A 14,504-nucleotide genomic window follows, 5' to 3' on the forward strand; every position below is an offset into this window, starting at 1 on the left:
GACATAGGGAGCCTTGGAGAGGCGGGCATGGACGCTCTGGATCTCGCACGGTGGCAGTTCGGCATCACGACCATCTACCACTTCCTGTTCGTGCCGCTGACGATCGGCCTGTCGGTCATCGTCGCCTCCCTGCAGACCGCCTGGTACCGCACCGGCAAGCACCAGTACCTGCAGGCGACCAAGTTCTTCGGCAAGCTCTTCCTGATCAACTTCGCCATGGGCGTGGTGACGGGCATCGTGCAGGAGTTCCAGTTCGGGATGAACTGGAGCGAGTACTCCCGCTTCGTCGGCGACGTCTTCGGGGCCCCGCTGGCTCTGGAGGCCCTGCTGGCCTTCTTCCTGGAGTCCACTTTCATCGGTCTGTGGATCTTCGGCTGGGACAAGCTGCCGCGCAGGGTCCACCTCGCCTGCATCTGGGCCGCTGCCGTCGGCACCAACCTGTCCGCCTACTTCATCCTCGCGGCCAACGCCTGGATGCGGCACCCCGTCGGCTTCAGCCGCAACCCCGAGACGGGCCGCGCCGAGCTGACCGACATCTGGGCGGTACTCGCCAACAACCAGGCGTGGTCCACCTACCTGCACGTCCTCGCCGCGGCCTTCATCACCGCCGGCATGTTCGTGGCCGCGGTCAGCGCCTACAAGCTCTGGAGTTCCCGCCCGGCCGCGAACGGCGACGGCGAAGCGGCCGAGGCCGCCGGGCGCGCGGCCGGTGCAGCGGGGCGCGGCACCGGCGCAGCGGGGACGGACGGCGATCCCGCCGGGCGGACACCGGCGGGCCGCGAGCGCGAACTGTTCCGCACCACCCTGCGGGCGGGTATGGTCGTCACCCTCATCGCCGGGGTCCTGGCGGTCTACTCCGGAGACCACCAGGCCAAGCTGGCCGCCGCCTACGAACCGATGAAGCTCGCCGCGGCCGAGGCCCACTGGGAGACCGAGGAGAGCGCTTCCTTCTCCGCCTTCGCCGTGGGCGACACCGAGGAGCGGCTGAACGTCATCGACGTCAACGTGCCGCATGTGCTCAGCTTTTTGGCCACCGGCGAGCTGGACGGCACGGTGCAGGGCGTCAACGACCTCCAGCGGGAGTACGAGCAGATCTACGGCGAGGGCGACTACACCCCCAACGTCTTCATCCTGTACTGGGCGTTCCGGCTGATGATCGGGCTCGGCCTGTTCGGCGTGGCGGTGTCGGCTCTGGGCCTGTGGCTGACGCGGCGCCGCCGCCTGCCGACGACCCGCTGGTTCTACTACGGGGCGATCGCTGCCCTGCCCGCCGCGCTGGCCGCCAACATCCTGGGCTGGATCCTCACCGAGATGGGCCGCCAACCCTGGACCGTGCACGGCGAACTGCTCACCGCCGCCAGCGTCTCCCCCGGCGTCAGCCTGGGCACCGTCGCGTTCTCGCTGGCGATGTTCACCGCGGTCTACGGGGTGCTCGCCGTCGTCGAGGCGGGACTGCTGTGGCGCTACATCAAGGCCGGACCCTCCCACGTCGTCCCCGACCGGGACGACGAGGACGAGTCCGGCTCCGAGCCCCCCGTCCCGGCCTTCGTCTACTAGGAGCCGACGACCATGGAACTCCCCGACATCTGGTTCATCGCCATCGCCATCCTGTGGACGGGCTACTTCGTGCTGGAGGGCTTCGACTTCGGCGTGGGGGTGCTGCTCCCGTTCGTCGGCAAAGACGACACCGACAGGCGGGTCATGATCAACTCGATCGGGCCGGTCTGGGACGGCAACGAGGTGTGGCTGATCACCGCGGCAGGCGCGATGTTCGCCGCCTTCCCGGCCTGGTACGCGTCCACGTTCAGCGGCTTCTACCTGCCGCTGCTGCTGATCCTGCTCGCGCTGATCGTGCGCGGGGTCGCCTTCGAGTACCGCGGGAAGGGCGACACCGACCGCTGGCGCGCCTGGTGGGACCGGGCGATCTTCTTCGGCAGCGCGGTACCGGCGGTGCTGTGGGGGGTGGTCTTCGGGAACATCGTGCGCGGGGTGCCGATGGACGCCGGCGGGATCGTCACGGGCGGACTGGCCGACCTGCTCAACCCGTACGCGCTGCTGGGCGGGCTGACCACGTTGTCGCTGTTCACCCTGCACGGAGCGGTCTTTCTGACCCTGAAGACCTCCGGGGCGGTGCGTGCGCGCGCCCGCGGGGCCGCGCTGCGGACGGCGCCGGTCGCGGTGCCGGCGGGCGCGGTCTTCCTGGCCTGGACGCAGTTCTCGCACGGCGCCGACTGGACGCTGCCCGTCGCCGCGGCGGCGGCCGCCGCACTGCTCGCCGGTGCGACACTGGCCGCATCCGGCCGGGAAGGGTGGTCGTTCGCGGCCACGGCGCTCGCGATCGGCGGGACCTCGATCACCCTGTTCGGGGCGCTCCACCCCGCCGTGCTGCCCTCCACGACGGACCCCGCGTTCGACCTGACCGTGCAGAACGCGTCTTCGGCGCCCTACACGCTGACCGTCCTGTCGTGGGTGGCGCTGGTGTTCCTGCCGCTGGTGATGGGCTACCAGGCGTGGAGCTACTGGGTGTTCCGCAAGCGCGTGAGCCGCGAGCACATCGACCCCGCGCCCGCCTATGGTGGCCCTGAGCCGACGGGTGCGGAAGGCTCCGGTCCCGGCGGTGCAGGGGGCTCGGCCGCGCCGGTGCAGCGCACGGGCGGCGACTGACCCCCGAGAGGACCTGATTCGAATGAAGCCGCTCGACCCCCGCCTGGTGCGCACGGCACGCGCGGTCCGGGTGCACCTGGCCGTCACGGTACTGACGGGCGCGGCCGTGACCGGGTTCGTCCTGGCGCAGGCGTGGCTGCTGGCGCACGTCATCTCGGGCGCGGCGGCCGGAATGGGCGCCGACGAGCTTGGGTGGGCGATCACCGCGGTCGCGCTCGTGGCGCTCGCCCGCGCCGCCATGGCCTACGGGGCCGAAACGGCTGCGCTGCGGTCGGCGGCCAAGGCCAAGTCCCAGCTGCGCAGGCGCCTGGTCGCGCACGTGACCGGGACAGGCGGCGGAAACGGCAACGACTCCCCCGGACCCGCGCGGTCCGCGGGGGCGGAGGCGGTCTGGTTGTCAGGGCAGGCCGGCTCCGATGAGGGGACGAGCACGCCGCGCGCCGGTGAGTTGGTCACACTCGCCACTCGTGGCCTCGACGCGCTGGATGACTACTTCGCCCGGTATCTCCCGCAGCTGGTGCTGGCGGTGCTCGTCCCCGCCGCCGTCCTCGTCGTCGTGGCGGGCGCGGACTGGATCTCCGCGGTCGTCATCGCGGTCACCCTGCCGCTCATCCCGCTGTTCATGGCCCTGGTCGGCTGGCACACCCAGGCCCGCACGCAACGGCAGTGGCGGCTGCTGAACCGCCTGGGCGGCCACTTCCTGGACGTGGTGGAAGGCCTGCCGACACTGGCGATCTTCCGCCGAGCCAAGGCGCAGGCGGCCATCATCCGGCGCATCACCGACGAGCACCGGCGCACCACCATGGCGACGCTGCGGGTCGCCTTCCTGTCGGCGTTCGTCCTGGAGCTGCTGTCGACGCTCGCGGTGGCGCTGGTGGCCGTGGAGATCGGCATCCGGCTGATGTACGGGATGCTGGACTTCCAGACCGCCCTGCTGGTGCTGATCCTGGCCCCGGAGGCCTACCTGCCGCTGCGGGAGGTGGGATCGCGCTTCCACGCCAGCATGGAGGGAGTGGCAGCAGCCGAGCAGGTGTTCACCGAGTTGGAGAGGCGCCGAGCGAGCGAAGTGGACACCGGCGACCCCGAAGGCGACACCCGGGGTCCGCGCAGCCGAGCGAGAAGCCGAACACTCCCAACCAACACCGAGTTGGAGAGGCGCCGAGCGAGCGAAGTGGACACCGGCGACCCCGAAGGCGACACCCGGGGTCCGCGCAGCCGAGCGAGAAGCCGAACACTCCCAACCAACACCGAGTTGGAGAGGCGCCGAGCGAGCGAAGTGGACACCGGCGACCCCGAAGGCGACACCCGGGGTCCGCGCAGCCGAGCGAGAAGCCGAACACTCCCGACCAACACCGAGTTGGAGAGGCGCCGAGCGAGCGAAGTGGACCCCGGCGACCCCGAAGGCGACACCGAATCGCCGCGAGCGTACGGCGCCGCCTGGATACGCCTGGAAGACGTCCGGCTGGTCTATCCCGGAAGGGATGTGCCCGCGCTCGACGGCGTCGACCTGCTGATCTCACCCGGGCGGTCGGTCCTCCTCGTCGGGCCGAGCGGATCCGGAAAGAGTTCGCTGCTGTCGCTCCTCCTCCGGTTCGCCGCGCCCTCGTCGGGCCGCATCGTGGTGCGCGGCGCCGGGGACGAGGACGCCGCCGAGGCGGCGGACCATCCGGATGCGGATGCCGACTGGGCCGCGCTGGAGGACGTTCCCGCGGACGAGTGGCGCCGGCGGATCGCGTGGGTACCGCAGTCGCCCTACCTCTTCGACGACAGCGTCGCCGACAACATCCGCCTCGGCGCGCCCGACGCGGATATCGCCGAGGTCCGGCGGGCCGCCGAACGCGCCGAGGCCGACGGCTTCATCCGCGCCCTGCCCGACGGCTACGAGACCCGGCTGGGCGAGCGGGGTGCCCGCCTATCCGCGGGTCAGCGGCAGCGCATCGCCGTCGCACGCGCCTTCCTGCGGGATGCGCCGATCGTGCTGCTGGACGAACCGACGGCCCACCTCGACCCGGACAACGCCGCCGCTGTCCGCACCGCCGTCACGCGGCTGCTGCGCGGCCGCACAGGCGTCGTCGTGGCCCACGACGCCCGTTGGGCCGACGCCGTGGACGAAGTGGTGCCGGTTCGCGGCGGACGTGTCGAAGCGGGGGTGACCCGATGAACAGCACCAAGGCATCCGGAGTTCCCGCGGGCGAGGCTGCCGCGGCGGCGCGGGATGGCGCGGCCGACACCGCGGCGGGTGTGCCGTCGTCCGCCGCGGGCGACACCCGCCCCGCCGCACCCGGCAGAGACCCGCTGTGGCGGATGATCGCCCTCGCGCGGCCGCGCAGCACGCGTTTCGTGCTGGGCGTCGTGCTGGGCGCACTCGCCACGGGTTCGGGGGTGGCGCTGCTGAGTGTCGCCGCGTGGCTCATCGCGAAAGCTGCGGAGCACCCGCCCATCACGGCGTTGAGCGTCGCCGTGGTCGCCACCCGGGCACTGGGGATCTCCCGCGGCGTCACGCGGTACCTGGAGCGACTGGTGACCCACGATGCGGCGTTCCGCACGTTGGCCGACGTGCGGGTCCGGGTCTACGAGCGGCTGGCGCGCACCGAACCGGTGCGCCGCTTCCGTTCCGGCGATCTGGTGTCGCGGCTGGTCAGCGACACCGATGCCACTCAGGATCTGTTGGTGCGCGGGCTGACACCGCCGCTCGCCGCGCTGCTCACCGGGGGCGCGACCGTGCTCTTCGGCACGGTGCTGCTGGTGCCCGGCGGCCTGCTGCTGGGGACGGGGCTGGTCCTGGCGGGAGTGGCGGTTCCGCTGGTCGCGGCGGCGCTGGGGCGGCGGCCGGGCCGGCGCCAGGCGGACGCCCGCGGAGAGCTGTCGACGGCCTTGGTCGACACCCTCTACGGGGCACCGGATCTGGTCGCCTACGGTGCGATGGAGCGCGCCGTGCAGCGGGTGAACGACGCCGACGCCGAGCTGACACGCGTCGCCCGGCGCGACGCCGCCGTGCTGGGCTTCGGGGCGGGGGCGGCCTCGCTGATCACCGGCCTGACGGTGTGGGGGACGCTGCTGCTCGGGGTCACCGCGGTCCAGGGCGGCACGCTCAGCGCGATCTCGCTGGCCGTGCTGGTGCTGACGGCCCTGGCGGCGTTCGAGACCGTGGCGCCGCTGCCGGCGGTCGCGGCCCGGCTGGGCGCCATCCGCGCCGGCGGCGAACGCCTCTTCGGCATCCTGGACACGCCTCCCTCGGTCGCTGCCCCGGCCCGTGCGGACCGGCCGCTGCCCGAGCCCGCCGAGTCCGCCGGAACGACCGGCGCAGACCCCGACGGCGACGACGGCGCGGCGGGTGACGGGGACAGCGGGCTGCGCGTGCGCTCACTGCGGGTGCGCTACGCCCCCGACGAGCCCTGGGCCCTGAACGGGGTGGACCTCGCCGTACCGCCGGGGCGAACCGTGGCCGTGGTGGGTCCGAGCGGCGCCGGGAAGAGCACGCTCGCCGCTGTGCTGCTGCGGTTCCGCGACCCCGACTCCGGGACGGTGGAGCTGCACGGCGCCGACATCACCGAGTACGCGGCCGACGAGGTCCGCGCCGCGGTCACGGGCGTACCGCAGGACCCGCACATCTTCGCGAGCACGGTGCGCGAGAACCTCCGGCTCGCCGCCGCCCCCGATGCGGACGACGAGCGGCTGTGGGAGGCGCTGGAGCGGGCACGGCTGGCGGACGAGGTGCGCGCGATGCCGGAGGGGCTCGGCACCGAGGTGGGCTCGCACGGTATGCGGCTGAGCGGCGGCATGCGGCAGCGGCTGGCGCTCGCCCGTGCGCTGCTGGCCGCACCGCGCGTGCTCGTGCTGGACGAGCCCACGGCGCATCTGGACCCGGACGCGCGCGACGCGGTCGTGGCGGATGTGCTGGCGGCGGCCGAGGGATACTCGACGCTGCTGATCACCCACGACCTGGCGGGCCTGGACCGGGTGGACGATGTCTACGTGGTCGCCGAGGGCGAGGTCGTCCAGCACGGCACGCACGAGGAGCTGTCGGCGGACGAGCAGGGGTGGTACGCGCGCGCACTGCGCGCATGAGCGGACACCGGGCTCCGGCGGTGATCCGAGACGGACGGAACCGCACGATCACCGTGCCGCCGGGCCGCTCACTCGGCGCCGCGCGAACGGTATCCGAAGCCGCGGAGGCCGACGTCCGCTGCGAGGGGTTCCGCGAGGCGTAACCGCGGCCGCCGGGCACCGCGGCGGGCCGCGCGGGCGCGGTGCCCGGCGGACGGGCCCCGAGCGCCGTGCCCCGGTTCGGCGGGGAGCAGCGGAGGCGGGGATCCGGTGTCCGGTTCCGCTGCCGTGATTCGCTTTGTCCACAGGGAACGGATCCGGCTGGTGGGCTGGACGGCCGCTCTTCCAGCATGGAGATCGACCGGGTACCCGCCGGGGGGTGCTCGGCGTCTCCATCGGACTGGAGGTTCGCCATGGGCTTGACCGCCCGCGTCCTGCTCACCGTGTTCGTCGTCGGCCTGGGGCTGATACCGCCACCGGCCGGCGCGCAAGAGGAGGCCGCGATGCACGAGTTGGCGGGATTCACCGTCGATCACCTGCCCGAGGGGATCGGCGACCAGGTCACGGACTTCCACACCGAGTGGGGCGGCGTCGCCTTCGCCTCGCGCGTGTGGGAGCGCGAACTGCCCGACGGCGGCTACAGCGTCGATCTGAAGGTCAACGTCCTGCGCGGCGACCGCCTCGCCGACCTGGCGGCGACACGGGCGTTTCTCGCCGAGTACCACGAACGCGACCCGGCCGAGTGGGATCTGCGCCCGTTCCGGCACGGCGACGCGGCTGGGCACCGCACCGACGGTCTGGCGTTCTGGCTGGTGGAGCGGGGCCTCGTGGCGGAGGTTCGCCTCGACTCCGCCCGGTTCCCCGAACCTGAGCTCACCAGGACGGCGCTGGGGGTGCACCGGGTGGGACCGGCGGAGCGGAGCGGGTGATCCGCTGCGGGCGCTCGCTGCCGTCCGCGGGCGGCCGCGCGTCGCCGCTCACGCGTCGCTCCACCGCCCCCAGCTGCCCGATCCCATCCAGTCGTCCACACGGCGCCGATAGCGCACTCGCAGCGCGCCGCCCTTGATGTTGCCGGTGATCCGGAAATGCGGGGCCGGCGGGGCGGGGGCATCGGGGACCGCTGAGTAGAAGCTGCCGAACCACGAGGTGTCGACGGTCGCGACCGCGGTGGCGTGGTTCGGCAGCACGATCTTGGTCTGGCCCCACGGGCCGTGCAGTACGACGTCGACGACGTTCGCGAGCAGATGGGCTTCGGTGAAGTCCAGCCGGGTGTCGCCGTAGGGGTTGCTGACCTCGATGCGCTCGGGTACGCGCCAGTTGCCGCGCCGGACCACGAGGCCGGCGGTCGCGCGGATGACGGCCGGTGTAGCGGGCTCCGCCGAGACCGGGGCGCCCGGATCCGGCGAGGCGGCGGGCATGGGAGCGGGCGGCGCCACCCCTTTTACCGGCAGATCGGCGGTGAGGGGATCAAGTTCGGCGTAGGTGCGCGCACGGTAGGCCAGATCGAGGCGCTCGGCCAGTTCGTCCAGGGTGATGCGCCCTTCCCCGACGGCGTCCTGGAGGATGCGCGCCACCTCGTCGCGATCGCCGTCAGAGGCCCGCAACTGCCGGTCATCACCCTCTGCACCCACACTGCTCCCAATTCGCCGCGCCCCGCGTCCGACTCCGAACTCAAGCCGCCGGGGCTTTCGAACCCGCCGAATCTCCGGGGCCTGACCGTCTCCTTGCCTCATCCTAGGTACACCCGTCGACACAAGGGAGACGGATGGCCAGAAAACCCATCTGGGCACACCTATACCTCTGATTTGGTCAAATCATCTCAGAGCTACATACGGCATCTGAATCTTCTCAAGGTAAGCAAAACAAGACTCCGACAACGATGCTTACGACCGTTGTCCATACGATGATTGTCGACCGATTCGATCGGTGTCCGGCACACGGAGGGACACGGTCCCTATCGAGGGTGACCGCAGCGCGACGGAGTGATTCTTGGCGCGCGCTGCCGCATCCCCGACATAACCAGCCGCCCCCGAATGCACGATTCGACGGCTGCACATCGACGCGCCCGCCGGACACGTCGGTTCAGGCCCCCGCCGGGTAGAACGGGCCCCGCCATGGCCCCCCGCCGGTCAGCACTGCTTCCCCGGATTCGATACGATACAGTTCCGTTTCGGAATTACATGACGAGCAGAGGTAGTGGCATGCCGGAGTACACAGCGGCGCGGCGGCACGGCGGGCGGCACCCGGACGCGGCTCGCGACGCCGCCCTGCGTGAGGCGGCGCTGGCCCTGCTGAGCGAGGTGGGCTACGACGGCATGACCGTGGACGCCGTCGCAGCGCGCGCTAAAGCGGGCAAGAACACCATCTACCGGCGCTGGTCGGGCAAAGCCGAACTCGTCATCGATGCCCTCAGCCACGCCAAGGGGGATACCGAGTACCCCGATACCGGATCGCTGTCCGGCGACCTGCACGCCGTCGCCGATGCGTTAGCCGATACCGAGGGCCGTATCGATGCGCGGGTGATCCTCGGGATCGCGCACGCGATGGCGCGTGACACCGAACTCCGCAGGGTTTTCGAGGAAAGCTTCGTCACTCCCCACACAGCCGGCCTGCGTCGCGTATTCGACCGGGCCGCCGCGCGAGGGGAGATCCCCGCCGACCGTGATCGCGAGCTCCTCGCTTCGGTCTTCCCGGCGCTGACTTTGCAGGAACTCCTGGTCTCGGGGGCGGCCGCGACACCCGAATTCGCCCGTCGCCTGATGGACGAGGTCGTCTTTCCCCTGGCCACGGCACCGACGCGGACGGCCGGCGACCCGCATCCGTGATCCCACCGACCGCCCGAAGGAGGAGCACGCCATGTCCGCGATGAACGGACCGGCGGACGCCGCCGGCGACTCACCGCAGCACCCCGGGCACCCCCGCGCGGCGCACGGAGACGACCGGCCCACCGCCGTGATCACCGGAGCCACGTCCGGCTTCGGCGCGGCACTCGCCCACGCCCTCGCGGCTCAGGGTGCGAACGTCGTGATCGCCGGCCGCACCGCCGAACAGGCCGCGTCAATCGCAGGCACGATCGGCGTGGAACGCGCGCTCGGTGTCGGCTGCGACGTCCGCCGGCCGGAGGACCTCGACTCTCTGTGGGAAGCGGCCGCGGGCCGCTTCGGCCGCATCGACCATTGGGTGAACAATGCGGGGATCGGCCACCCGCACGAACGGCTGGACGGTCTCGACGCAACCCGGATAGCGGCGGTCCTGGCGACCAACCTGACCGGCGCCCTGCTCGGTTCGCAGCGCGCCCTGCGGGGGATGCACCAGCAGGGCGGCGGCTGCATCTGGCTCACCGAAGGACTGGGCAGCAACGGCCCGCTCCTCGCAGGCACGGGGGTCTATAGCGCAAGCAAGGCGGGAGCCACTCGCGCCCACCGGGTACTTGCCAAGGAGTGCCGCCGCACCGGCATCCGTGTCGGCTTCCTGCGTCCCGGGATAATGCCGACGCGAGTCGCCCTCGGCGAACCGGGGAGGCCCGTACCACCGACGGCGCGAACCGTGGAACGCCTGCTCGGCGAACGCCCGGAAAGGATCGCGCGCCACTTCGCGCCGAAGATCCTCACGACCACCCGCAACGGCAGACGCCTGACCTGGCTCACCCCGACCCGAATCGTCCGTCGACTCGCCGCGGCCCTCCGCCGCACCAGCGATACGCGCTGATACGACGGCGCTGCGGTCACAGTTTCGGACCGAACTGAATTCCTTTATCAGACACCGCTATCGCCTCCACCGACGGACCCTGCGGCACATTCGGCGCACCCATCCCACAGACACTCGAAAACACCCTCGAAAAAACAGCTGTGACCTGGGCATACGATGCGATTCACCCCATGCTCGCCTCAGCCGGGAATCGGAGACCGTGCGGCGTTTGCCCAAATTCAGGGGCGAGCATGTCTGAAGATGAACGCGCTGGTCGGCGACCCTTCGGCCGCCCGCTCCGGCATCCCCCGCGATCCGCTCCCCGATTCCGTCAGGCGATCCTTCGCAAGGACTGCGACCGGAGGAACACAGGACGTGCCCAAGCTCGCCATTTCGCCGACCTTTCTCTCCGAATTCTCCCGACTCGACCAAGGGATCCAGACCGCGGCCCTCACGGCCGTGGAGGCGTACATGTCCGGCGACGACGCCCGGATCGAGCCCCTTGCCGACGCCGCCGACTCCCGGGTGCGGCTGCTGCGCGTCGGGCAGCAGTGGTCCGGGGTGGTCGCACCCGGGGCGGAGGACTCCGAGTGGCTGATCACGATCCGCCCCCGCGACGAGGCCGTGGCCTTCGCCCACGAGCTGCCCGCGCCGCCCGCGGGTCCCGGCATCGAGCTGATCGAACCCGGGCCCGGCACCGAGCCCGACGCCGACGCCCCCGCTCTCAGCCCACTGCCGCGGATCACGGGCCCCGAGGAGCTCTCCGCCGACCTGACGAGGTCATTCGCCGACTGGCAGATCACCCTGCACCCGCGCCAGCACCGCATCGTCGACGCACACTTCGCCGGTTCCGCGCAGATCACCGGCGGCCCCGGCACCGGCAAGACCGTGCTCGCGCTGCACCGCGCCGCCCACCTCGCGCAGCGCGACGCCGCGCGGCACCCCGGCGACGGGCGGCGCACCATCCTGCTGACCACCTTCAACCGGCTGCTGGCCCAAACGCTCTCCCAGCAGCTCGACCGCATCCTGCCCGACCGCGAACTGCGCAGCCGCGTCGACGTCGCCACCGTCGACAGCCTCGCGCGCTCGCTGGTACAGGAGCACACCGGCCGCAGTCCCCAGACGCTGGGCCGCGCGACCATCAGCGAGCGCTGGCGCGACGCCGCCCGCGCCGAAGGGCTGCCCTACTCCGGCCGGTTCCTGGTCGACGAGTGGGAGCAGGTCGTCCTCGCCCAGAACATCACGCGCCTGTCCGACTACGTCCGCTGCGAGCGCAGCGGCCGCGTGCTCCACCTCGCACCGGAGTACCGCGCCCACGTGTGGGAGGCCGTCCAGCGCTACACGGGTGCGATGGAGGTCGCCGACGAGTGGTCCTACCCCAAGGTGGCGCTGGAGGCCGCCCGCGCGCTGGCGCGCACGGGCCCGCGCTACCGGCACGTCGTCGTCGACGAGGCCCAGGACCTGCATCCCGCGCAGTGGCGGATGCTGCGCGCAGCCGTCCCCGCCGGCGCCGACGACCTGTTCATCGTGGGCGACCCGCACCAGCGCATCTACGACAACCGGGTGTCGCTCGCGTCTCTGGGCGTCAACGTGCGCGGCCGCAGCCACCGGCTGCGCGTCAGCTACCGCGTCACCCAGGAGATCCTCGATTGGGCGCTGCCCATCCTCGGCCGCCACTCGGCGCTGGGCATGGACGACAACGCCGACACTCTCGCCGGCTACCGCTCGCTGCTGCACGGGCCGGCCCCGGTGATCCGCGGCTGCGCCTCGCGGACGGAGGAGCGCGCCGCGATGGGCGAGTGGGTCCGCGTGTGGCTGGAGGCGGGCGCGAGCCCGGCGTCGATCGCGGTGGCCGGCCGCAACCAGTGGATCGTCCGCCACATCGACAAGGAGCTGCAGGCCCGCGGCATACCCACCGCTCCCCTGGACGCCGCCGAGCAGGTCGGCGCGGTGCGCGTGGGCACGATGCACAAGCTCAAAGGCCAGGAGTTCCGCTGCCTGGCGATCATGGGTATGAGCGAGCCGCTGCTGCCGCCCAAGGCGGCCGTGGACTCGGCCGAAGGCGACCCGGTGGCGCTGGAGCAGATACACCAGCAGGAGCGCAACCTGCTGTTCGTCGCCTGCACCCGCGCCCGCGACGCACTGTACGTCTCCTACACCGGCGCACCCAGTCGGCTGCTGCCGCACCTCCCGGGCACCGACGTGGGCACCGACGCGGGCGGCGACGATGGCGAGCCCGCCGAGGCGCTCTTCTCCGGCGTCTGAGGCACCCGGCCGGATCCCGCCCATCGGGGTCCGGCCGCGGATCCGCGGCCCGACGGGGCTGCGGCGGGGCGGGGCGGTCGGCGGGCCGCCCCGCCCCGTATGCGCCGTGCGGACGGCCGTCATGGGCGTCCGGAAAACTCCCGTCGACGAGCTACGGCGTCTCCACCCGCTCGTCCAGACCGGTGATCTCTACGGTCTGCGCCTGGGCCAGGGGCTGGTCGGCCTCCAGGTCGGTGACGGTCATCGACGGCAGCAGCAGCGGTGGCGGGAAGCTCGGGGTGAACTCCAGCGGGATGCCGAGGATCCGGACCTTCATCCGGGTCACGTGCATGACGACGTCGCCGGACATCGTCATCTGCGGGATCTCCAGCGACGTGGTGGTCCCGCCGTGCTCGCTCCACTGCCGCGCGCCGGTGAACTCGGCGGTGTCCATGGACAGTTTGAGGTAGCGCACCGTGCCGCCCTGGACCGGGTACTCCACCACTCCTTCGAAGGCCGCGCCCTGCATGCTGAGGCGGTCGGCGGTCAGCCCGGACGGCTCGGTGTGGGCGAGCCACCGGCCGTCGCCTTCGCGCACGTCGAACTCCGGTATCTCGCCCTGCTCCTTGGCTTCCCGGCACGCCTCCAGCAGGGCGCGGAACTCGTCCTCGCCCATGGAGGCCGGCCCCTCCCCATCCCGGACGGTGCATTCCTCGGCGGTCGGGGCCTCCTTCTCGCCGTCGCCGCCGTCCTCGGCACCCTGCCCGCCGTCCTCGCCGGCGTCTCCCTCCGCATCGCCCGCGCCGCCGCCGGGGCCGTCGGAGGGTGTCGGCGACGGCGCGAGGGTCGGGGTCGGTGTCGGGGTGGGCGTCGGGGAGGGGGTCTGCTCCTCGCCTCCGCCTCCGCCTCCGCCGAACCAGTCGTCCCACGGCCAGGTGATCGACGCGGGAGCGGGGACCGCGAGGAGCAGTGCGGTGGCGACGGCTGCCAGCGAGTGCAGCCGGTCACCGCCGCGCGGGGGATCGGTGCCGTTGCCGGTACCGGGTGTGCCGGTGCCCGCCGTGCCGTCTCTGCCGGGCGCCGGGCCGCGGTCGGACCAGGGTTCGTCGACGCGCCACGATGCGCCGCCGCCCTTCGCCGGCCGACCGGGTTCGGACGGCGCACCGGAACCCCCGCCCGGCGGGCGCGCGGGCGTCGTCGGCGCCGCATCGCCGGCGGCGCCCACCGCCTCCGCGGCCGACTCCGCCTTTCCGTCCGCCTCGTCCTCGCCCCCCTGCGGCGCGGTTCCGGGGCCGGAGTCCCGCGCGGAATCCGCTATCTCCCGCGCGGGCTCCGAGCCTGTGTGGGCGTGATCCGGGCCGGTCGAATCCTGTTGGGCCGCTCCGTCCGCGGCGGCGGTCCCTGCCGCGGCCTCGGCCGCGGTGTCGTCCCCGACCTCCTCGGCGGTGCGGTGGCCGCGGCGCCGACCGGCGTCCTTGCGCCCGCGGTCGGGCACCCAAGCGATGGTCAGCGCGCCGCCGATCAGGCCGAAGAGCATCCCGAACACGAAGCCGCCGAAGTTCGAGGTGACGAAGGAGACGAGCGCGATCAGGATCGCCGCGATGCCGTAGAAGAACCGCTGCGGCGGCTGCAGCCACACCAGCACGCCCACGGCGATCAGCAGCAGGCCGGCGAAGTAGCCGGAGATTCCGGCGATGCCCTGCTGCACGATCAGCTGGAGGGGGTTGAGCGCGGGTGCCGCCACGATGACGATCCCGGCGAGGATGATCAGCAAGCCGCCCCAGAAGGGGCGGTTCCTGCGCCACATCCGAAACGCCGGGCGCGCGGTCTGCCAGGCGCGGGAGACGCCGTTTCGGCTCATC

The 14,504-nt window shown here is 72.3% G+C and carries 10 protein-coding genes; 8 read left to right on the forward strand and 2 right to left on the reverse strand.

Translation table 11 applies throughout. From position 1 onward, the window contains the following. Window positions 1-27: 27 nt before the first annotated feature. The 5 genes from EKD16_RS19245 to EKD16_RS19265 all read left to right on the forward strand — a co-directional run bounded on the left by EKD16_RS19245 (window position 28) and on the right by EKD16_RS19265 (window position 7,640). Window positions 28-1,557, forward strand: coding sequence for a cytochrome ubiquinol oxidase subunit I (locus EKD16_RS19245; protein WP_131099834.1), 1,530 nt, complete (start codon window positions 28-30; stop codon window positions 1,555-1,557). A gap of 12 nt (window positions 1,558-1,569) precedes the next feature. After that, window positions 1,570-2,664 (forward strand): cytochrome d ubiquinol oxidase subunit II, encoded by a 1,095-nt coding sequence (gene cydB, locus EKD16_RS19250; RefSeq protein ID WP_131099837.1) that lies wholly within the window; start codon window positions 1,570-1,572, stop codon window positions 2,662-2,664. 22 nt (window positions 2,665-2,686) lie between these two features. Further along, window positions 2,687-4,825 (forward strand): glutathione/L-cysteine transport system ATP-binding/permease protein CydD, encoded by a 2,139-nt coding sequence (locus tag EKD16_RS26260; RefSeq protein WP_242677063.1) that lies wholly within the window; start codon window positions 2,687-2,689, stop codon window positions 4,823-4,825. Between the two features lie 143 nt (window positions 4,826-4,968). After that, window positions 4,969-6,732 carry a thiol reductant ABC exporter subunit CydC gene (gene cydC, locus EKD16_RS19260; RefSeq protein ID WP_242677461.1) on the forward strand — a complete coding sequence of 588 codons (1,764 nt, stop codon included), beginning with the start codon at window positions 4,969-4,971 and terminating at the stop codon, window positions 6,730-6,732. 392 nt (window positions 6,733-7,124) lie between these two features. Next, window positions 7,125-7,640, forward strand: coding sequence for a hypothetical protein (locus EKD16_RS19265; protein ID WP_131099843.1), 516 nt, complete (start codon window positions 7,125-7,127; stop codon window positions 7,638-7,640). A 48-nt stretch (window positions 7,641-7,688) separates the two neighbouring features. Here EKD16_RS19265 and EKD16_RS19270 read toward each other — a convergent pair whose 3' ends face one another. Beyond that, window positions 7,689-8,342, reverse strand: coding sequence for a DUF1707 SHOCT-like domain-containing protein (locus EKD16_RS19270; RefSeq protein WP_242677064.1), 654 nt, complete (start codon window positions 8,340-8,342; stop codon window positions 7,689-7,691). 570 nt (window positions 8,343-8,912) lie between these two features. Here EKD16_RS19270 and EKD16_RS19275 point away from each other — a divergent pair. The 3 genes from EKD16_RS19275 to EKD16_RS19285 all read left to right on the forward strand — a co-directional run bounded on the left by EKD16_RS19275 (window position 8,913) and on the right by EKD16_RS19285 (window position 12,663). Beyond that, window positions 8,913-9,536, forward strand: a complete 624-nt coding sequence (locus tag EKD16_RS19275; protein WP_165498613.1) for a TetR/AcrR family transcriptional regulator — start codon at window positions 8,913-8,915, stop codon at window positions 9,534-9,536. A 127-nt stretch (window positions 9,537-9,663) separates the two neighbouring features. Continuing rightward, the gene (locus EKD16_RS19280) at window positions 9,664-10,419 is read left to right on the forward strand and encodes an SDR family oxidoreductase (RefSeq protein WP_165498614.1); all 756 of its coding nucleotides are present in this window, start codon (window positions 9,664-9,666) and stop codon (window positions 10,417-10,419) included. A gap of 354 nt (window positions 10,420-10,773) precedes the next feature. Further along, window positions 10,774-12,663 (forward strand): UvrD-helicase domain-containing protein, encoded by a 1,890-nt coding sequence (locus EKD16_RS19285; protein WP_131099855.1) that lies wholly within the window; start codon window positions 10,774-10,776, stop codon window positions 12,661-12,663. 151 nt (window positions 12,664-12,814) lie between these two features. Here the strand turns inward: EKD16_RS19285 and EKD16_RS19290 are convergent, their stop codons facing one another. Beyond that, window positions 12,815-14,503: a DUF6114 domain-containing protein gene (locus EKD16_RS19290; protein WP_131099858.1), complete on the reverse strand. Its 1,689-nt coding sequence runs from the start codon at window positions 14,501-14,503 to the stop codon at window positions 12,815-12,817. Window position 14,504 lies beyond the last annotated feature (1 nt).

Origin of the sequence: Streptomonospora litoralis, from assembly GCF_004323735.1 — a bacterium.
Classification (GTDB): Bacteria; Actinomycetota; Actinomycetes; order Streptosporangiales; family Streptosporangiaceae; genus Streptomonospora; species Streptomonospora litoralis.